Here is an 18,063-nt window from a genome sequence, read left to right as displayed (position 1 = left end):
TGGGAATTGTCCGACCCGGCTGGCAGGCTCGGATCATGCCCGTTTCACGTGACCTGTTGGCCGACCAGCTCGACTGGCACTGGCAGAACCAGCTGCGCCCGCGGCTGGACGGCCTCACCGATGACGAGTACCTGTGGGAGGCGGTAACCGGCTGCTGGTCCGTTCGCCGCGACGGCATCGACTTTGCGTTGCCGCCGCCCGAGCCGGCGCCGTTCACCACCATCGCCTGGCGGATGGCGCACGTCATCGTCGGCGTGTTCGCCATGCGCAACCACCACCACTTCGGCGGGCCGCCGGCCGATTACCAGAGCTGGCCTTATGCCCTCGATGCCGCCACCGCGCTGCGCCAGCTCGACGACGCCTACGCGGGCTGGCTCGCCGGGGTACGTGGCCTCGATGAGTCCGCGTTGGACCGGCCCATCGGCGCCGCAGAGGGGCCGTGGGCCGACCGCACCATGGCGGAGCTGGTCTTGCACATCAACCGCGAAGTCATCCATCACGGCGCCGAAATCGCGTGCCTGCGTGACCTGTACGCGCACCGACTCGATCGAAAGGACTAGACCATGCCCGGGCTTGCACCACCGGTGACCGACGAACGCGACGCCCTGCGCCAATTCGTGGCCTATCACCACAGCGCCTACTTCGCGGTGGCCTACGGCCTCACCGATGAGCAGGCCCGTGCCACCCCGACCGCCAGTTCCCTGTCGATCGGCGCGTTGATCAAGCACGCCACCGGGATGCAACGCAGCTGGATGTCCCGCGTCGCCGCCGCGCCGGCCGCACCGGCCGCGGACAGCCGACCGGGCGAGCAGAGGGCCCGCGAATACCAGGACCAGTACGTACTGCGCCAGGACGAAAGCCTGGCCGGGGCACTGCAGGCGTTCGCGGCGCAAAACGCCGAGACGCTGCGCCTGTTGGAGTCCGCCGACCTCGACGCCGCGGTGCCGGTGCCGCGCGACGCACCGTGGTTCCCCGCCGACGTCGACGCGTGGACGGTGCGCTGGGTGTTCCATCACCTGATCAACGAGCTGGCGCGGCACGCCGGGCACGCCGACATCATCCGGGAAAGCATCGACGGTGCCACCATGTACGAACTGATCGCCGGGTTCGAGGGCTGGGAACCGACCGCATGGCTGACCCCCTGGCGACCAGGCGCCACGGCGTAGCACGGTGCGCTGGCGGAGAACTTCCGCCGGTGATTTGGCAGACTGCAGCAATGAGTTCGACCCCACCCCGCCAGGTGGCCCGGCTGGACCGGGTGCCACTGCCGGTCGAGGCAGCCCGCATCGGCGCCACCGGGTGGCAGCTCACCCGCGCCGCCACCCGGGTCTTCACCCGGCTGCTCGGGCCGGGCCCCATCCAGCAGAAGGTGATCCGGGAACTGCCGCAGACCTTCGCCGACCTGGGACCCACCTACGTCAAGTTCGGCCAGATCATCGCCTCGAGCCCCGGGGCGTTCGGCGAGCCGCTGTCGCGCGAATTCCGCGGCCTGCTGGACTCGGTTCCCCCGGCCGACCCGGAAGCGGTGCATAAGCTGTTCGTCGAAGAACTGGGCGCCGAACCGCAGCAGCTGTTCGCGAAGTTCGACGAGACCCCGATCGCGTCGGCGTCCATCGCCCAGGTCCACTTCGCCACACTGCACAGCGGCGAGGAAGTCGTCGTCAAGATCCAGCGCCCGGGCATCCGCCGCCGGGTGGCCGCCGACCTGCAGATCCTCAAACGGTTCGCGCAACTCGTCGAGCTGGCCAAGCTGGGCCGCCGACTGTCGGCGCAGGACGTCGTCGCCGACTTCTCCGACAACCTCGCCGAGGAGCTGGACTTCCGCATCGAGGCGCAGTCCATGCAGACCTGGGTGTCGCACCTGCACGCCTCACCGCTGGGCCGCAACATCAAGGTGCCCGACGTGCACTGGGACTTCACCAGCGAGCGGGTGCTCACCATGGAGCGGGTCTCCGGCGTGCGCATCGACGACGCCCCGGCCATCCGCAAGGCCGGCTTCGACGGCGTGGAGTTGGTCAAGGCGCTGCTGTTCTCCACCTTCGAGGGCGGGCTGCGGCACGGCCTGTTCCACGGCGACCTGCACGCCGGCAACCTGCTCGTCGACGACCAGGGGCGCGTGGTATTCCTGGACTTCGGGATCATGGGCCGCATCGACCCGCGCACCCGGTGGCTGCTGCGCGAGCTGGTGTATGCGCTGCTGGTCAAAAAGGACCACGCCGCCGCCGGCAAGATCGTGGTGCTGATGGGCGCGGTCGGCACGATGAAGCCCGAGGCGCAGGCCGCCAAGGATCTGGAGGCGTTCTCCACCCCGTTGACCATGAAGACCCTCGGCGACCTGTCTTACGCCGAGATCGGCCGGCAACTCGGCGCGCTGGCCGACGCCTACGACGTCAAGCTGCCACGCGAGCTGGTGTTGATCGGCAAGCAGTTCCTCTATGTGGAGCGCTACATGAAGCTGCTGGCGCCGCGCTGGCAGATGATGTCCGATCCACAACTGACCGGCTACTTCGCCAACTTCATGGTCGACGTCAGCCGTGAACACAACGAAGCACCGGAGGTGTAGCCGTGGAGGTGCGCAGCGGCACCGCTCGCTCCGGCGAGCTGGAGATCTTCTACGAGGACATGGGCAGCCCGGACGACCCGCCGGTGCTGCTGGTGATGGGCCTGGGGGCGCAGCTGCTGCTGTGGCGCACCGGCTTCTGCGAGAAGCTGGTCGCCCAGGGGCTGCGGGTGATCCGCTACGACAACCGGGATGTGGGCCTTTCCAGCAAGTTGGGCCGCAAGCATGCCCGCGGCGCACTGGTGCCCCAGATGGTGCGATTCTGGCTGGGCAAGCCCGGCTCAGCGGTCTACACCCTGGAGGACATGGCCGACGACGCCGCCGCGCTGCTGGATCACCTGGGCATCGACAGGGCTCACGTGGTCGGCGCCTCGATGGGCGGAATGATCGCCCAGGTGTTCGCGGCCCGGTTCGCCGAGCGGACCCGGTCGCTGGGCGTGATCTTCTCCAGCAACAACCGCCGGTTCCTGCCCCCGCCGGCGCCGCGCGCGTTGCTGGCGCTGCTGTCCGGGCCACCGCCGGACTCGCCGCGGGAGGTGATCATCGACAACGCGGTGAGGGCCAGCCGGATCATCGGCAGCCCCGGCTACCCGACCCCGGAGGAGCAGTTGCGGGCCAATGTCATCGAGGCCTACGAACGCAGCTACTACCCGTGGGGCATCGCCCGCCAGTTCGGCGCCATTCTGGCCAGCGGGAGCCTGGCCGCCTACAACCAACTGATCACCGCACCGACGGTGGTCATCCACGGCCTGGCCGACAAGTTGATGCGGCCATCGGGCGGGCGGGCGATCGCCGATGCCATCGACCGGGCCCGGCTGGTGCTGTTCGAGGGGATGGGACATGACCTTCCCGAGGAGCTGTGGGATCCGGTGATCACCGAGTTGACCACCACGTTTGCCGCCGGCCACTAGCTAATTGTTGTCCGGCTAACACCAGACGGTACGATGTCGGGGCCTCCTCCTATCCCCCAGAAGATCGTGAGTAAACCGAACCATGCCGAAATTGGAACCCAAGTACGAAGAACTGCAGTCGATCTACGACATCTCCAATGAGTTCTTCGAGTTGTTCCTGGGCCCGACCATGGGCTACACCTGCGGGTACTACGAACGTGCCGACACCACCCGCGACGAGGCCCAGATCGCCAAGTTCGACCTGGCGTTGGGCAAACTGGATCTGCGTCCGGGCATGACATTGCTCGACGTCGGCTGCGGCTGGGGGGGCGGCATGCAGCGGGCGTTGGAGAAGTTCGACGTCAACGTCATCGGGCTCACGCTGTCGGAGGAGCAGCGCGAGTACGCCATCAAGAAACTGTCGCAGGCGGAGACCAGCCGCGACTTCGAGGTGCGGCTGCAGGGGTGGGAGGAGTTCACCGACAAGGTGGACCGGATCGTGTCGATCGGCTCATTCGAGCACTACGGCCGCAAGCGCTGGCCGGACTTCTTCGAGATCACCTACAACGCGCTGCCCGACGGCGGCCGGATGCTGCTGCACACCATCACCGCCATCAGCGGCCAGGACGAAGCGCAGCGCAAGGGCATCCCGCTGACCATGGACCTGGCCAAGTTCACCTTGTTCATCATGAAGGAGATCTTCCCGGGCGGTCAGCTGCCGTCGGCGGAGATGCCGCGGCTCTACGCCGCCGAGGCCGGGTTCCGTTGCACCCGCGACGACGAGATCGGGCCCAACTACGCGCCGACCCTTCGCGACTGGGCCGAGGCATTGGCCGCGCGCAAGGAAGAGGCCTTGGCCCTGCAGGGCCAGGAGGTCTACGACCGCTACGAAAAGTACCTCAACGGCTGCATCAAGCTGTTCCGCGAGGGCTACAACAGCGTCCACCAGTACACGCTGGAGAAATAGCGGGGGATCCGCCTGCCGTGGGGGCTACGGCTTGGCTACATTTCACGTCAACCGATTCACCCTCAACCCGCTAAGCTGCAACAGTTGACCGGCACGGACCAGACGGCAACCGCCAGGTCCGGTCACGACGGGTTACATCAGGAAGGCAACCAGTCACAAATGGTGGACAAACAGGTGGTGGACAAGGCCAAACGCGCCGCGGGGATGCGTCCGAAGTTCGAGAACATCCAGGCCCACTACGACCTGTCCGACGACTTCTTCGCGCTATTCCAGGACCCGAGCCGGACCTACAGCTGCGCGTACTTCGAGCCGCCGGGCATCTCGTTGGAGGAGGCGCAGGTCGCCAAGGTCGACCTGAACCTGGACAAGCTGAACCTGCGGCCCGGGATGACGCTGCTCGACATCGGCTGCGGCTGGGGCGGGACCATGAAGCGCGCCGTCGAGAAGTACGACGTCAACGTGATCGGGCTGACGCTGAGCAAAAACCAGCACGTCTACTCCCAGCGCCTGCTCGACGAGATCGACACCGAGCGTTCCCGCCGGGTGCTGCTGCAGGGCTGGGAGGAGTTCAACGAGCCGGTGGATCGGATCGTCTCGATCGAGGCGTTCGAGCATTTCGGCTTCGAGAACTATGACGACTTCTTCAAGAATTGTTTCGAGATCATGCCGGCCGACGGCCGGATGGCCATCCAGAGCAGTGTCAGCTTCCATCCGTATGACCTCAACGCGCGCGGCAAGAAGCTGACGTTCGAGACGGCCCGGTTCATCAAGTTCATCCTCACCGAGATCTTCCCGGGCGGGCGGCTGCCCACCACCGACATGATGGTGGAGCACGGCGAGAAGGCCGGTTTCACTGTGCCCGAGGCGCTTTCACTCCGGTCGCACTACATCAAGACCCTGCGGATCTGGGGTGACGCGCTGGAGGCGCACCACGACGAAGCGGTCGCGATCCAGTCCGAAGAGGTCTACCAGCGCTACATGAAGTATCTGCGTGGCTGCGAGTACTACTTCACCGACGAGGCCCTGGACGTCAGCCTGGTCAGCTACGTCAAGCAAGCGGCCTGAGCCAGATCACGTAGAAAAGCCCCCGTCACGCGCAAGCGGGCGGGGGCTTTTCCAGTGCGTGCCTACTCAGCCGTGAAATTGCGGGTGACGGCCGGGTCCACCGGAATGCCGGGGCCGGTCGTCGTCGAGATCACGATCTTCTTGAGGTAACGGCCCTTCGACGACGACGGCTTGAGCCGCAGCACCTCATCGAGGGCGGCGCCGTAGTTCTCCGCCAGCTTGGACTCGTCAAACGAGGCCTTGCCGATGACGAAGTGCAGGTTGGCCTGCTTGTCCACCCGGAAGTTGATCTTGCCGCCCTTGATGTCGGAGACGGCCTTGGCGACGTCGGGGGTGACGGTGCCGGTCTTGGGGTTGGGCATCAGGCCGCGCGGGCCCAGCACGCGGGCGATGCGACCGACCTTGGCCATCTGGTCGGGGGTGGCGATCGCGGCGTCGAAGTCGAGGAAACCACCCTGGATCTTCTCGATCAGGTCGTCGCTACCGACCACGTCGGCGCCGGCGGCGGTGGCCTGCTCGGCCTTCTCGCCGACCGCGAACACCGCGACCCGGGCGGTCTTACCGGTGCCGTGCGGCAGGTTCACGGTGCCGCGGACCATCTGGTCGGCCTTACGCGGGTCCACGCCGAGCCGGATGGCCACCTCGACGGTGGCGTCCTGCTTGGTCGACGACGTCTCCTTGGCCAGCTTGGCGGCCTGCAACGGGGTGTAGAGGTTGTCGCGGTCCACCTTCTCGGCGGCGGCGCGGTAGACCTTGCTGTTCTTGCTCATCGGTTATCCAATCTCGTGGTTGGTTGTGGTTTGCGGGCCGAAGCTGGCCCTCCCACGTACTTGTTTCTCGCCGAATGCTCCCTCGCATTCCCTCGCTGGGGCTCGTTCCTCGCCCCGCTCGGTCGTGCTCGGTCGATTCGTCGAGGGGTACTACTCGACGGTGATGCCCATGGAGCGGGCGGTGCCGGCGATGATCTTGGCTCCGGCCTCGACGTCGTTGGCGTTGAGGTCGGCCTTCTTGGTCTCGGCGATCTCGCGGACCTGGTCCCAGCTCACCTTGGCGACCTTCGTTTTGTGCGGCTCGGCCGAACCCTTGGCGATGCCGGCGGCCTTGAGCAGCAACCGGGCGGCCGGCGGGGTCTTGAGCGCGAAGGTGAAGCTGCGGTCCTCGTAGACGGTGATCTCCACCGGGACGACGTTGCCGCGCTGGTTCTCCGTGGCGGCGTTGTACGCCTTGCAGAACTCCATGATGTTGACGCCGTGCTGACCGAGCGCGGGTCCCACCGGCGGCGCGGGATTGGCCTGGCCGGCTTCGATCTGCAGCTTGATCAGACCGACGACCTTCTTCTTCGGGGCCATGAGTGTTGGTGTTCCTTTCGCTACTACTTAGATCTTGGAGACCTGGTTGAAGGTCAGTTCCACAGGTGTCTCGCGACCGAAGATGGACACCAGCACCTTGAGCTTCTGCTGCTCGGCGTTGACCTCGGAAATCGAGGCGGGCAGCGTCGCGAACGGGCCGTCCATGACGGTGACCGACTCGCCGACCTCGTAGTCGACCTCGATGACCGGCCGCTCCAGACCGCCGTCGTGCGTGGTCGCCGTGGCCGCCGCGGCGCCGCGCCCCTGCTTCTTGGCCGCGCCCTGCGGCAGCAGGAACTTGACCACGTCGTCCAGCGGCAGCGAGGTCGGGCGCGACGTGGCGCCGACGAACCCGGTGACACCCGGGGTGTTGCGCACCGCCGACCAGGAGTCGTCGGTCAGGTCCATCCGTACCAGGATGTAGCCCGGCAGCACCTTGCGGTTGACCTGCTTGCGCTGGCCGTTCTTGATCTCGGTGACCTCTTCGGTGGGCACCTCCACCTGGAAGATGTAGTCGCCGACGTCGAGGTTCTGCACGCGGGTCTCGAGGTTGGCCTTCACCTTGTTCTCGTAGCCGGCGTAGGAGTGGATGACGTACCAGTCGCCCGGCTTGGTGCGCAGCTCCGCCTTCAGGGCCGCCGCGGGGTCGAGCTCCTCCGCCGGCTCGGCTTCGGCCGGCTCGGCTTCGGCCGGCTCGGCGCCCTCCGCGGTCTCAGCGGCGTCAGCAGCCGCAACGGTCTCTTCAGCCGGGGCCTCGGCAGGCGCCTCGGTCGTCTCCGCCACGTCGACCGGCTCGCCCGCGGGCGTATCGCCGTCGAAGGTAGTCACGGTTGTCAGTCCTTCCCTAATTACTTCACTCGCCGAACACCAGCAGGATCAGCTTGGCGAATCCGTAGTCCGCCCCGGCGACCAGAGCCACCATGAAGACCAGGAACGCCAGCACCACCGCGGTGTAGGTGACCATCTGCTTGCGGTTCGGCCAGATCACCTTGCGAAGCTCGCCGACGACCTGCTTGAGATAGTTCAAAACGAAAACGAACGGATTGCGCGACGGCCCGTCCGCCTTCTTCTTGGCCTTCTTGGCCTTCTTGACGCCGGTGTCGTCCGTGCCCAGCTCCGTCGCCGTCGACTCCGGCTCGGCGGCGTCGCCATCGGCGGCCCCACGGCGCCGGGAGCGCTTACCGGTGGGCCGCAGCGGCACGCCGACCTGCATGCTCGCCACGGCCGTGCGACCGCGGCCGGTGGAGTCGGCCTCGCTGTCGCCGCCGGCTGCGGCGTCGGGACGGTCGAGCTCGTCGGTCACCGCATGCTCCTTCGTTCTTCTCGCTTACGTATTGCCGTACCGTGCCCGGCAGTGTCCAGTGTCCACTGTCCACCATGGCACGTCAGCAGGGGCGACAGGACTTGAACCTGCAACCTGCGGTTTTGGAGACCGCTGCTCTGCCAGTTGAGCTACGCCCCTTCGCGGTTGGCAGGCCAACCTGCGCGTTCCGAGCTTCACCTGTGCACCGTGTCCGGCCCACACAATTCGCGCGCTCCCCGTTCGCTCACGGAAAGCGCGCTAGTGCTGGGAAAACCCCGAGATTCGAGTGTACCTCGCCGCCCGGGTCAGTTACTAATCAGGCTGTTCGGCGAGGCTCACCGGAGTCGGCCCGAAGGGACGGCGGAGGTGAGCCGAAGCCGGGACAGCCGGGACCCACCAGGCTGTTCGGCGAGGCTCACCGGAGTCGGCCCGAAGGGACGGCGGAGGTGAGCCGAAGCCGGGACAGCCGGGACCAACCAGGCTGTTCGGCGAGGCTCACCGGAGTCGGCCCGAAGGGACGGCGGAGGTGAGCCGAAGCCGGGACAGCCGCAACTAATCAGGCCGTTCGGACGACCTGACCGGATTCGGCGTCCCACTTCAGGCTGACCGAATCGTCGCCCTCATGGCCCATCATCGTGGTGAACGCCTCCAACACGACGTCGCCGTCGGGGTCGGTCAAGATGTTGCGGGTGGTGACGATGTCAGCGCCGAAGCGTTCGTTGACCGACGCGATCTCCATCCGGGCGTAGAGGACGTCGCCGGCCTTGATCGGCCGGTGGAAGGTGAACCCCTGGTCGACCTGCACCATCTGCATGGTGGTGTAGCCGGTGTCGACGTTGCGGAAGAAGTCCGACTGCACCAGCTTGGCCAGGATCGCCACATAGGTCAGCGGCGCCAGCAGCGCGTCGTAGCCCAGTTCGGCCGCCGCCTTCTCGTCGTAGCAGGCGGGGTCCTCGGCCTTGATCGCGTTGGCGAACTCGCGGATCTTCTCGCGGCCCACCACGAACGGCTCGGGGTAGCGCCAGATCAGCCCTCGGATGTCGGTTTTAATCGCCATCGTTTTCCCCTAGGCGAGCTTCGCCGAGGCGACCGCCCGTCCGAAGATCTTCTTGTCCGCGTTGGTGCTGGCAGTGGCGGTCAGCGCGACCGTCACCGACTTCGTTTCGGGGTCGACCGACTTCACCCGGCCGCTGAAGGTGATCTCGGCGCCCTTGCCGTCGTTGGGCACCGGCACCACGGAGGTGAAGCGGACGTTGTACTCGGTCACCGCGCCCGGGTCACCCACCCAGGCGGTGACGTAGCCGCCGCCGAGACCCATGGTCAGCATGCCGTGGGCGATCGCGGTGTCCAGGCCGACCTGCTGGGCGATCTCGTCGTCCCAGTGGATCGGGTTCAGGTCGCCGGATACGCCGGCGTAGTTCACCAGGTCCTGCCGGGTGAGCGGGATGACCCGTTCCGGCAGCTGATCGCCGACCTTGACCGAACTGAACTCACGCAACGCCATCGGTGAAACCCTTTTCTCCCTCGCCGGCGCGGCCCGCCAGCGTCGTGTATGTCTCCTGCACGGTCTCACCGGCAGCGTTGGTGACCACCTGCCTGGTCATGATGATGTCGGTGCCGTGTGCGCGGCGAACCGATTCGACCGAGACGTCGCAGTAGAGCCGATCGCCTTCCTTGATCGGCTGGTGAAACTCCAGCTTCTGGTCGACCTGGACGATCTGGGCGTCATCGACGGCGACACCGACGTGCTCGAAGAACGACGAGATCGCCTTGTGCCCGAACACCGAGATGTAGGTCAGCGGGGCTACCAGGCCCTCGTAGCCGAGGCCCGCGGCCGCCCGCAGGTCGAAACTGGCCGGGTCCACGGCCTTGACCGCGCGAGCGTATTCACGGATCTTCTCCCGCTCCACCTCGTAGTGGTCGGGGTAGCGGTAGTGCGCCCCGGCGAGGCGCTCGGCCAACGACACGGCTCGCGCTACCTAGCGTGATTCGCGGTGAGACTGGTGCTTGCCGCAGTTGGGGCAGAACTTCTTCAGCTCCAGCCGGTCGGGGTCGTTGCGGCGGTTCTTCTTGGTGATGTAGTTGCGGTGCTTGCACACCTCACAGGCCAAGGTGATCTTCGGCCGCACATCGGTGCTGGAGGCCACGTCAGCTGCCCTCTTTCGTCTGTTGTTGCGCTGGTTGTCGTTGTAGCGATGGCCGGACTTGAACCGGCGACCTAACGATTATGAGTCGTTCGCTCTAACCAACTGAGCTACATCGCCGCGGGTAATACACCTGCCAGCAGGCCCGGCGTCCACCGAGCCCCCTAACGGAATCGAACCGTTGACCTTTTCCTTACCATGGAAACGCTCTGCCGACTGAGCTAAGGGGGCCTCGCCCACGGCGGCGTTGCGGCGCCGTAAGCCTGTAGAAGGTTACAACCTCGGCCATGAGGTCACCAAACCGCAGTGGCCGGTAGCCCCTGCGCCCGGCTCCGCCGCAGTTGCAATCGACTGCTTTAGGGTGGAGGGCGTGCCCGAATCCGACAGGCTGTATTTCCGCCAGTTGCTCTCCGGACGCGATTTCGCGGTCGGGGACCCGATGGCCGCCCAGATGCGCAATTTCGCGTACCTGATCGGTGACCGGCAGACCGGCGACGCCGTGGTGGTCGACCCGGCCTACGCCGCCGGCGACCTGCTCGACACGGTGGAGGCCGACGGCATGCGGCTGTCGGGGGTGCTGGTGACCCATCACCATCCCGATCACGTGGGCGGCTCGATGATGGGCTTCGAACTGAAGGGCCTCGCCGAGCTGCTGGAGCGGGTCAGCGTCCCGGTTCACGTGAACACCCATGAGGCCCAGTGGGTTTCGCGGATCACCGGGATTGCGATGGCGGACCTGACCTCGCATGAACACGGCGACAAGGTCAGTGTCGGCGACATCGAGATCGAGCTGCTGCACACCCCCGGGCACACCCCGGGCAGTCAGTGCTTCCTGCTCGGGTCCGGTCGAGAAGGCCGGCTGGTCGCCGGGGACACGTTGTTCCTGGACGGCTGCGGGCGCACCGATTTCCCAGGCGGGGACTCCGATGAGATGTATCGCAGCCTGCAGCAGCTGGCCGCCCTGCCCGGCGACCCGACGGTGTTTCCCGGCCATTGGTATTCCGCTGACCCGAGCGCCGCGCTCTCGGAGGTGAAGCGATCCAACTACGTGTTTCGCGCCGACAGCCTGGACCGGTGGCGCATGCTGATGGGCGGATGAGGGGATAGCCGATGGGATCAGTAGAGGATCGCTGGTACGACATCACGCATGCGGGGCCGGAGGCGTGGCTGGCGTTTGCCGCGTGGCTGGCGATCGGGATCACCGTGCTGGCGCTGATCTACCTGAACCGACAGCTGCAGCGCAACCGGCGGGCGGCCGCCGAGCAGACCCGCCCGCACGTGGCGATGTTCATGGAGCCGCACGCCGCGGACTGGCACGTCATCGAGCTGGTGGTGCGCAACTTCGGCAAGACCGCCGCCTACGACATCGGGTTCTCGTTCGCCCAGCCGCCCACGGTGGCGCGCTACGAGACGGCCTCGGACGGCTACGCCGACGTGGTGGCCTTGCAGTTGCCCGAGGAGCTGACGGTGCTGGCGCCCAACCAGGAGTGGCGCACGGTGTGGGACTCGGCAATCGACCGGGCTGAACTCGGCGAGGGCATCGAGTCGCGGTTCACCGGGACGGTCAGCTACTACGACACCCCCGAGGAGCCCAAAGGCTGGTTCGGGCGCGGCAAGCGCACCCGCTACGAGAACAAGGTGACGCTCGACTGGGGTGACCTGCCCCCGGTGCGGCGGGTCGAGTTGATGACGACGCACGACCTGGCCAAGCGGGAGAAGCAGAAGCTGGAGCTGCTGCGCAGCCTGCTCAGCTACTTCCACTACGCGTCCAAGGAGACCCGCCCGGACGTGTTCCGCGCCGAGATCGAGCGGATCAACGGGGCGGCCCGCGAGATCCAGGACCGGCTGCGGGGCCGCGAGCAGCTGGATGGCGCCGGCAACACCGACATCACGGTGCGACTCGGTGACGCCAGCGCGGAGCTGGGCAAGCACCGCCACTGAGGCGGCATCACTCCGGGCGGGCCGGACCGCCGCCGGGGTAGTGGGTGACCCGGAACTGCTCCAGGTAGGCCGGCCAGTCCCAGGTCGCCAGGAAGTCCTGCGTTGCGGTGTAGCCGTTATTGAAGAGCTCTTCGAGCCGGTCGCGGGAGATCCCGAAGTCCAGCACGCCGACGTCGGTCGGGTTGACCTTGATGGCGCGCACGCTGACCCACGGTTGGTTCAGGTAGGTCTGGTCGTGGCCGATCAGCAGCGTGCTGACCAGGTTCTCCAGCAGCCGCGACTGCCCGAACATGCGCAGTGGGCGCAGCCCGGGGACCATGTCGCCGATCTCGCCGCCGGACAGCTCGGGCACCACCGTCACCCCGAAGGTGGGCCATAGCGGTACCCGGCCGTCGAGCCGGTCGAAGGTGTAGATCGGGAAGTTCGACAGCACTCCGCCGTCGACCAGGGTGGAGCGTCGCCCGTCGGCGCTGGTCAGCGTCATCGGGCGGTAGAAGAACGGCACCGACATCGAGGCGCGGACCGCGTCGGCGACGGACTGCTCGTCGGGATCGAGTCCGTAGACCCGCCGGTAGTCCCACGGCAGCCGGACCAGCTGGCCGGTGGTCACGTCGGTCACCGTGACCACCGCCCGGTAGCGCCGCTCGGCCAGCAGGTTGTCATGGTCGTAGGCCAGGTCACCCCAGGTGCGCACGCCCAGGTTCGCCAGCTCACCGCGAATCCAGTCGTGGGCGACGTCGCCGCGGTACAGACCGCTGTCGCGCAGGAACCCGTAGGCCGCCCCCAGCAGCGGGACCGGTAGGTCGGTGTCACGCCAGGTGTCCAGCGGCACCGACAGCGCCAACTCCTTGATCTGGGCCGCGGTCAGCTGATCGCCTTGCGCGGCCGCGGCCAGGATGGTGCCGACCACCGAGCCGCCGGACACCCCGGAGATACGCTGCACCGAGTAACCGGCGTCCATCAGCGCGACCACCGAACCGACCAGCCCGATGAACCGGACTCCCCCGCCGGACAGCACCAGGTCGGCGGTCAGCGGGGCGGTCGTACCGGATCGGCGGGCGGCCATCGGACTCAGTCCGCTGAATTCCACTCGTAGGGCAGGAATTTGCCGTCGAAAGTAATGACCACCCGGTCACCGCCGGGATGCTGCTTCTTGTCGATGTCCACGCTGAAATTGATCGCGCTCATGATGCCGTCGCCGAACTGCTCGTGGATCAGTTCCTTGATCGCCGGGCCGTAGACGCTCACCGCCTCGTGCAGCCGGTAGATCGTCGGGTCGGCAGGGACCGCGCCGGGCGACCCGCCGCGCATCGGCACCGCGGCCAGCACCGGCACCACGGCGCGATCCAATCCCAGCAGGCCGACCACGATCTCGCCCAGCTCGGCGGGGATGGGTTGCTGGCCCAGCAGCGCCGACGTCGTCCACACCACCGGCCGGTTGATCGCGTCGGCCAGCTCCTGCCAGCTCAGGCCCTTGGCCAGCCGGGCGGCCACGATCTGCTCGGTGATCTCGCTTCGGTTCATGGCTTCCAGCATGCCCGGGTCGCTCAATCTGCGAAATGGCGCCGCAGGTTCTCCCACATCGCGGCGTGCGAGGCGCCGCCGTCGCGCAGCACGGTGTTCATCAACAGCCGGGGCGCGGTGATGTCGACGTGTTCGCGCAACCGGCTGCCGGCGCCGTGCGGGCGCACCGTCACCGTCGACCACATCTCGATGCCGGGCCGCTGCCGGGTGTGGCTCACGATGTCGCCGGGGCCGTCGGTGCGCAGCTCCACCCGGCAGGTGAAGCGGATCGGCACGCCGTAGAGACGCATGCGGTGCGGGGCCAGATAGCGGGTGGCCCCGTCGGTGCCACCGGGAATCCGACGCACGTCCACCAGCATCGGATGCAGGGCTTCGTAGTTGACCAGGTTCGCCAGGAACGCGGCGACGGCTTCGGGTGCCGCGGCGATGTCGGCGGTGTGTTCCAGACGTCCGCGGGCCATGCGAGCGACCTTAGTCCGGCAGCACCCGATGGCATACTCGGCGACATGCCCCCTGCCAAGACTCCTGGACTTCGCCTGCTCACGTTCCTGCTGTCGGCGGTGCTGCTGGTTGCCGGCTGCGGTTCCCGGACGCCGGCCGAGGGCACCCAGCTGGACTTCACCGCGCAGACCCTCGACGGCCGGCCGTTCTCCGGCGCGAGCCTGGCTGGCAGGCCCGCGGTGCTGTGGTTCTGGGCGCCGTGGTGTCCCACGTGCCAGAAGGATGCACCGCTGGTCGCGAGGGTGGCCGCGGCGAACCCGGCGGTGACCTTCGTCGGCGTCGGCGCCCGTGATCAGCCAGACGCGCTGCGGGAGTTCACCGCCAAGTACGGCGTCGACGGCTTCACCGAGCTGGCGGACACCGACGCGGCGGTGTGGGCCCGCTTCGGGGTGACCCGCCAGCCGGCGTATGCCTTCATCAGCCCGGGCGGCGAAGTCGAGGTGGTGAAGGGTTCGTTGTCCGAGGCCGATCTGAGTGCGCGGGTGCAGACGCTGAAGAATTCATGATCGACACCGCCACACTGAGTTTCGCCCTCGGCGCGGGATTGGTTGCGGCGCTCAACCCGTGCGGGTTCGCGTTTCTGCCGGGGTATCTGGGGCTGGTGATCGCCGGTAGTCGGGACACGTCGCGCCCGGCCGCGCTGGTCCGGGCCGGCGCGGCGACGGTGACGATGTCGGCCGGGTTCCTGACGGTCTTCGGGATCTTCGGCCTGGCGGTGTCGCCGTTGATCGCTTCGGCGCAGAAGTATCTGCCGTTCGCCACCGTGGTCATCGGCGTGCTGCTGCTGGCGATGGGCGCCTGGCTGCTTTCCGGCCGGGACATCGCGGTGCTGCTGCCGGCGGCCGGCGGGACGCCGACCGCACGGCTGGCGTCGATGTACGGCTACGGCGTGGGCTATGCGGTCGCGTCGCTGTCGTGCACCATCGCACCGTTTCTCGCGGTGATCAGCACCACCTTCCAGCAGGGTTCGGCGCTGGCCGGCGTGCTGGCGTTCGTCGCCTACGCCGCCGGCATGAGCATCACCGTCGGGGTGGCGGCCCTGGCGGTGGCGCTGGCCGGGTCGTCGGCCACCTCGGCGCTGCGGCGGGTGCTGCCGTACGTGGGCCGGATCGCCGGGGTGATCGTGTTGTTGACCGGGCTGTACGTCACCTACTACGGCTACTACGAGATCCGGCTGTACTTCGCCGGTGCTGAAGCCGACGATCCGGTGATCCATGCGGCCGGCGCCGTGCAGTCCTGGCTGGCCGATCGAGTCGACGCGCTGGGCGTCTGGCCGCTGCTGGGCGCGATCGTGGCGCTGGCGGCGGTGGCACTGGGCTGGCGGGCGCTGGCGCGCCGGCGCGACACCTGATTAAGTTGTTTCGATTGTTTCAATTGCGGCCAGCGGCAGGTAAGCTGGACCCATGCCCACCACCGTCGCACCGATCGCCCGCCAGGTCGCCGAGCGCGCCCGCACCGATGCCGGGTTCGCCCAGGTGCTCGATGTCCTGCTGGAGGCGCCGACGGCGCCGCAGGGCACCCTGGAGCGCATCGCCGCCCACGCGCTGAACGACCAGCGCCGCGCCGCGCTCATCGACGACTTCGTCGCCGGCGCACTGCCCACCCCCAAGGTCCAGGAGTTGCTGCGACTCGGCACGCCGCAGGCGGTGCACCGGCTGCGGAGCCGGGGCAAGCTGACCGGAGCGGCCGTGGGCAACCAAACCTGGTTCCCGGCTTGGCAATTCGACGACGCCCGGGTACGCGCCGACCTCCCCGAGATCCTGGAGCTGCTGGGGCGGTTCACCTCCGACCCGCTGGCCGCCGACCGCATCATGCGGCTCACCCACGACGAGTTGGGCGGCGTCTCGATCGCCGAGGCGCTGCGCCACCCCGAGACCGCGCCGGCCGCCCGGCGGATGCTGACCTCGCTCGGTGCCTGAGCTTCCCGCCGGCTACCGGGCCGCGCTGCCGCAGGCCCGGCCGATCGGGCTACGCCGCCGCCGGATCACCGCCGGGACGCAGCTGTGGCGGCTGGACGCCGAGCCCCCGGACGCCTGGACGTGGCAAGGGTTCGACGAGCCGCGCTACCGGTTCGACCCGCCGTCGGGGGCGTTCCGCACCCGTTACGGCGCAACCGATCTGCTCGGGGCGTTCCGGGAGCGCTACCGGCTGACCGGGCTGATGATCCCGGCCGACCACGCCGGCCACCACCTGGTGCGGCTGACCGCCGCAAGGCATCTGCGGGTGCTGGATCTGCGCACCGAACGCAATCTGGACGCCCTGGGAGTCGATGACCAGATCAGCACCGGTCAGCACGACGCGGTGTGGGCCACCTGCCAGTGCCTGGCCGACGCGGTGCGGCGCTGGTGGCCCGAGCCCGACGAGTGCCCGGACGCCATCGTCTACCGGTCGCGCACCACCCCGGAGACCTCGGTCAACTACGCGTTCTTCGCCGTCGAGGCGTTCGAGGTCGAGTCGTGGCCGCTGTCGGAGCGCCCCGAGGTGACCGCGGATCTGGTGCTGCGGCACGGGTTCACGGTTGGGTATTGACGCCTTCTCACCCGGCTCGTTCACCATCGGCCCCACCCGTTGCAGCGCCATCGGCCCGGTTGCGGCGCCATCGGCTCGACCCGTTGCGGCGCCAGGGGAATGTGGCTGTTGCCCGCCTCCGAGCGACAACGGCCCGCGCGCCCGGCCCACGTGCCCGGCCCACGTGCCCGGCCCATCGCAACCCGGCCCACCGCGCCGGCTCGCGCACCCGGCCATCGCACCCGGCCATCGCGCCCCGCTCGCACCCGGCCCGCGCACCTGACATAACGTTGGTTGTCGCTCGGAGGTGGGCACATACCTCATGCCGATGTCCCCGTGGCACGACGAGAGTCGGGCCCGAACGCGAAGATGCGGGCAGCTCCGGTGCGCGGCTCAGCCCGGTTTCGTCGCGGTCACCAGCCGGGTTGCGGTCCACGGCCCGCCGTACCACATCCGCCATCCCAGGTTGCGCCATCGCACGTCACCCCAACCGATTTCACGCAGTTGGGCGGCGTGCGCACGCACCTCCCACAGGTCGGCGATCGCCAGCCGGCCGCCGGGCCGCAGCACCCGGGCCGCCTCGGCCACAGCGCGGCGACGGCCATCGCGGCTCGGGATGTTGTGGATCGCCAGGTTCGACACCACCACGTCGACACTGGCGTCGGCCAGCGGCAGCGCGGTCATGTCACCGGTGCGCACCTCGACCCGCTCGGCCACCCCCTCCAGTGCGGCGTTGACCAGGGTGGCGTCGGCGGAGTTGCCGGTCTGGTCGGCGTGCCACAGGTCGACGCCGATCGCCCGGCCCGCCGGCAGCCGCTTGGCCGCGGCGCAGAGCACCGCACCGCGCCCGCAACCCATATCCAGCACCGTTTCGTCGCCGCGCAGCCGCAGGCCGTCGAGGATGCGTTCCCACACCGTGAACTTGCCGGCCCGGGTGGCGTGCCAGTACAGCCCGACCTGGGCGAGGATGCCGGCGTCGAGCACCAATGCCACCACGCCGGCCCAGACCGGTCCCCGGGCCAAGGCGATGCCGGCGTAGATCGCCAGCGCGCTGCACCCCAGCGCCAGCCCGGCGACCTGCCCGCCGAGCGGCACCCGCTTGAACGACCCGTCGACACCGTAGTCGCCGCGACGCGGTTCCCGCTCAGCCATCGGCGAGGCCTTCATCGCCGAACCGGATGCCCATGTCCCGGGCGGTCTGGATCGCATCGCAGTCCAGCGGAACGGTTTTCTGCCGGCTGGTGGCCTCGGCCAGCGGCACGTAGTCCACCGTCGGCGGGTTGAGCGCCACCATCACGCCGCGGCGGCCCT

General features: G+C 68.1%; 24 protein-coding genes and 3 tRNA genes. 12 read left to right on the top strand and 15 right to left on the bottom strand.

Features of this window, described 5'->3' with window-relative positions; all coding sequences use genetic code 11:
• Nucleotides 1-35: 35 nt before the first annotated feature.
• The 6 genes from DQP56_RS08365 (at nt 36) to DQP56_RS08340 (ending at nt 5,482) form a co-directional block, all read left to right on the top strand.
• Nucleotides 36-560 carry a DinB family protein gene (locus tag DQP56_RS08365; RefSeq protein WP_085258890.1) on the top strand — a complete coding sequence of 175 codons (525 nt, stop codon included), beginning with the start codon at nt 36-38 and terminating at the stop codon, nt 558-560.
• A 3-nt stretch (nt 561-563) separates the two neighbouring features.
• Nucleotides 564-1,166 carry a DinB family protein gene (locus DQP56_RS08360; protein WP_112684486.1) on the top strand — a complete coding sequence of 201 codons (603 nt, stop codon included), beginning with the start codon at nt 564-566 and terminating at the stop codon, nt 1,164-1,166.
• 50 nt (nt 1,167-1,216) lie between these two features.
• Complete coding sequence (locus DQP56_RS08355) at nt 1,217-2,563, top strand: ABC1 kinase family protein (protein ID WP_205868824.1); 1,347 nt, start codon at nt 1,217-1,219, stop codon at nt 2,561-2,563.
• Between the two features lie 2 nt (nt 2,564-2,565).
• Nucleotides 2,566-3,471, top strand: coding sequence for an alpha/beta fold hydrolase (locus DQP56_RS08350; protein ID WP_112684484.1), 906 nt, complete (start codon nt 2,566-2,568; stop codon nt 3,469-3,471).
• A gap of 82 nt (nt 3,472-3,553) precedes the next feature.
• Entirely contained in the window at nt 3,554-4,417 is an 864-nt protein-coding gene (locus DQP56_RS08345) for a cyclopropane mycolic acid synthase family methyltransferase (RefSeq protein WP_112684483.1), read from the top strand.
• Between the two features lie 204 nt (nt 4,418-4,621).
• On the top strand, nt 4,622-5,482 hold the full coding sequence (locus DQP56_RS08340) for a cyclopropane mycolic acid synthase family methyltransferase (RefSeq protein ID WP_112684504.1): 861 nt from the start codon (nt 4,622-4,624) through the stop codon (nt 5,480-5,482).
• Nucleotides 5,483-5,544: 62 nt separating this feature from the next.
• Here DQP56_RS08340 and rplA read toward each other — a convergent pair whose 3' ends face one another.
• The 11 genes from rplA to DQP56_RS08285 form a co-directional block, all read right to left on the bottom strand.
• Nucleotides 5,545-6,252, bottom strand: a complete 708-nt coding sequence (rplA, locus tag DQP56_RS08335) for a 50S ribosomal protein L1 (protein WP_112684482.1) — start codon at nt 6,250-6,252, stop codon at nt 5,545-5,547.
• A gap of 150 nt (nt 6,253-6,402) precedes the next feature.
• The gene (gene rplK / locus DQP56_RS08330) at nt 6,403-6,831 is read right to left on the bottom strand and encodes a 50S ribosomal protein L11 (RefSeq protein ID WP_112684481.1); all 429 of its coding nucleotides are present in this window, start codon (nt 6,829-6,831) and stop codon (nt 6,403-6,405) included.
• A 27-nt stretch (nt 6,832-6,858) separates the two neighbouring features.
• Nucleotides 6,859-7,659, bottom strand: a complete 801-nt coding sequence (gene nusG, locus DQP56_RS08325; RefSeq protein WP_112684480.1) for a transcription termination/antitermination protein NusG — start codon at nt 7,657-7,659, stop codon at nt 6,859-6,861.
• 25 nt (nt 7,660-7,684) lie between these two features.
• Nucleotides 7,685-8,134, bottom strand: coding sequence for a preprotein translocase subunit SecE (gene secE / locus DQP56_RS08320; protein WP_112684479.1), 450 nt, complete (start codon nt 8,132-8,134; stop codon nt 7,685-7,687).
• Between the two features lie 86 nt (nt 8,135-8,220).
• Nucleotides 8,221-8,293: transfer RNA gene (locus DQP56_RS08315), tRNA-Trp, on the bottom strand.
• Between the two features lie 397 nt (nt 8,294-8,690).
• Entirely contained in the window at nt 8,691-9,191 is a 501-nt protein-coding gene (gene hadC, locus DQP56_RS08310) for a (3R)-hydroxyacyl-ACP dehydratase subunit HadC (RefSeq protein WP_112684478.1), read from the bottom strand.
• A 9-nt stretch (nt 9,192-9,200) separates the two neighbouring features.
• Entirely contained in the window at nt 9,201-9,638 is a 438-nt protein-coding gene (gene hadB / locus DQP56_RS08305) for a (3R)-hydroxyacyl-ACP dehydratase subunit HadB (protein ID WP_013827601.1), read from the bottom strand.
• Nucleotides 9,625-10,101, bottom strand: a complete 477-nt coding sequence (gene hadA, locus DQP56_RS08300) for a (3R)-hydroxyacyl-ACP dehydratase subunit HadA (protein ID WP_112684477.1) — start codon at nt 10,099-10,101, stop codon at nt 9,625-9,627. The genes hadB and hadA overlap by 14 nt, the downstream gene beginning before the upstream one ends.
• A 12-nt stretch (nt 10,102-10,113) precedes the next feature.
• A complete protein-coding gene (gene rpmG, locus DQP56_RS08295; RefSeq protein ID WP_013827599.1) occupies nt 10,114-10,281 on the bottom strand; it encodes a 50S ribosomal protein L33 in 168 nt (55 codons plus the stop codon).
• Nucleotides 10,282-10,324: 43 nt separating this feature from the next.
• Nucleotides 10,325-10,398 (bottom strand) — tRNA-Met (locus DQP56_RS08290).
• 38 nt (nt 10,399-10,436) lie between these two features.
• Nucleotides 10,437-10,509: transfer RNA gene (locus tag DQP56_RS08285), tRNA-Thr, on the bottom strand.
• A 139-nt stretch (nt 10,510-10,648) separates the two neighbouring features.
• Here DQP56_RS08285 and DQP56_RS08280 point away from each other — a divergent pair.
• Nucleotides 10,649-11,377: an MBL fold metallo-hydrolase gene (locus DQP56_RS08280; RefSeq protein ID WP_112684503.1), complete on the top strand. Its 729-nt coding sequence runs from the start codon at nt 10,649-10,651 to the stop codon at nt 11,375-11,377.
• Nucleotides 11,378-11,388: 11 nt separating this feature from the next.
• Complete coding sequence (locus tag DQP56_RS08275) at nt 11,389-12,219, top strand: DUF8453 domain-containing protein (RefSeq protein ID WP_112684476.1); 831 nt, start codon at nt 11,389-11,391, stop codon at nt 12,217-12,219.
• A gap of 7 nt (nt 12,220-12,226) precedes the next feature.
• Here the strand turns inward: DQP56_RS08275 and DQP56_RS08270 are convergent, their stop codons facing one another.
• From DQP56_RS08270 to DQP56_RS08260, 3 genes are read right to left on the bottom strand one after another with little or no spacing between them, the layout of a single operon-like run.
• Entirely contained in the window at nt 12,227-13,285 is a 1,059-nt protein-coding gene (locus tag DQP56_RS08270) for a patatin-like phospholipase family protein (protein ID WP_112684502.1), read from the bottom strand.
• Between the two features lie 5 nt (nt 13,286-13,290).
• Nucleotides 13,291-13,743: a cyanase gene (gene cynS, locus DQP56_RS08265; protein WP_526022704.1), complete on the bottom strand. Its 453-nt coding sequence runs from the start codon at nt 13,741-13,743 to the stop codon at nt 13,291-13,293.
• Nucleotides 13,744-13,766: 23 nt separating this feature from the next.
• Nucleotides 13,767-14,204: an SRPBCC family protein gene (locus DQP56_RS08260; protein ID WP_112684474.1), complete on the bottom strand. Its 438-nt coding sequence runs from the start codon at nt 14,202-14,204 to the stop codon at nt 13,767-13,769.
• A gap of 45 nt (nt 14,205-14,249) precedes the next feature.
• On the opposite strand from DQP56_RS08260, the gene DQP56_RS08255 reads away from it, so the two are divergent.
• The 4 genes from DQP56_RS08255 to DQP56_RS08240 are packed head-to-tail and all read left to right on the top strand — an operon-like array spanning nt 14,250 to nt 16,773.
• The gene (locus DQP56_RS08255; RefSeq protein WP_165824945.1) at nt 14,250-14,750 is read left to right on the top strand and encodes a redoxin family protein; all 501 of its coding nucleotides are present in this window, start codon (nt 14,250-14,252) and stop codon (nt 14,748-14,750) included.
• Nucleotides 14,747-15,595, top strand: a complete 849-nt coding sequence (locus DQP56_RS08250; RefSeq protein ID WP_112684473.1) for a cytochrome c biogenesis CcdA family protein — start codon at nt 14,747-14,749, stop codon at nt 15,593-15,595. Before DQP56_RS08255 ends, DQP56_RS08250 begins: the two co-directional genes overlap by 4 nt.
• A 52-nt stretch (nt 15,596-15,647) precedes the next feature.
• Nucleotides 15,648-16,163, top strand: a complete 516-nt coding sequence (locus tag DQP56_RS08245) for a hypothetical protein (RefSeq protein ID WP_112684472.1) — start codon at nt 15,648-15,650, stop codon at nt 16,161-16,163.
• Nucleotides 16,156-16,773 carry an RES family NAD+ phosphorylase gene (locus tag DQP56_RS08240; RefSeq protein ID WP_112684471.1) on the top strand — a complete coding sequence of 206 codons (618 nt, stop codon included), beginning with the start codon at nt 16,156-16,158 and terminating at the stop codon, nt 16,771-16,773. The genes DQP56_RS08245 and DQP56_RS08240 overlap by 8 nt, the downstream gene beginning before the upstream one ends.
• Before the next feature lie 372 nt (nt 16,774-17,145).
• On the opposite strand, the gene DQP56_RS08235 is transcribed toward DQP56_RS08240, so the two are convergent.
• Nucleotides 17,146-17,904: a class I SAM-dependent methyltransferase gene (locus tag DQP56_RS08235; protein WP_112684470.1), complete on the bottom strand. Its 759-nt coding sequence runs from the start codon at nt 17,902-17,904 to the stop codon at nt 17,146-17,148.
• Between the last annotated feature and the right edge of the window lie 159 nt (nt 17,905-18,063).

The organism is Mycolicibacter senuensis, assembly GCF_003284925.1.
GTDB classification, from domain to species: domain Bacteria; phylum Actinomycetota; class Actinomycetes; order Mycobacteriales; family Mycobacteriaceae; genus Mycobacterium; species Mycobacterium algericum_A.
This window is presented reverse-complemented; position numbering and strand designations above follow the sequence as displayed.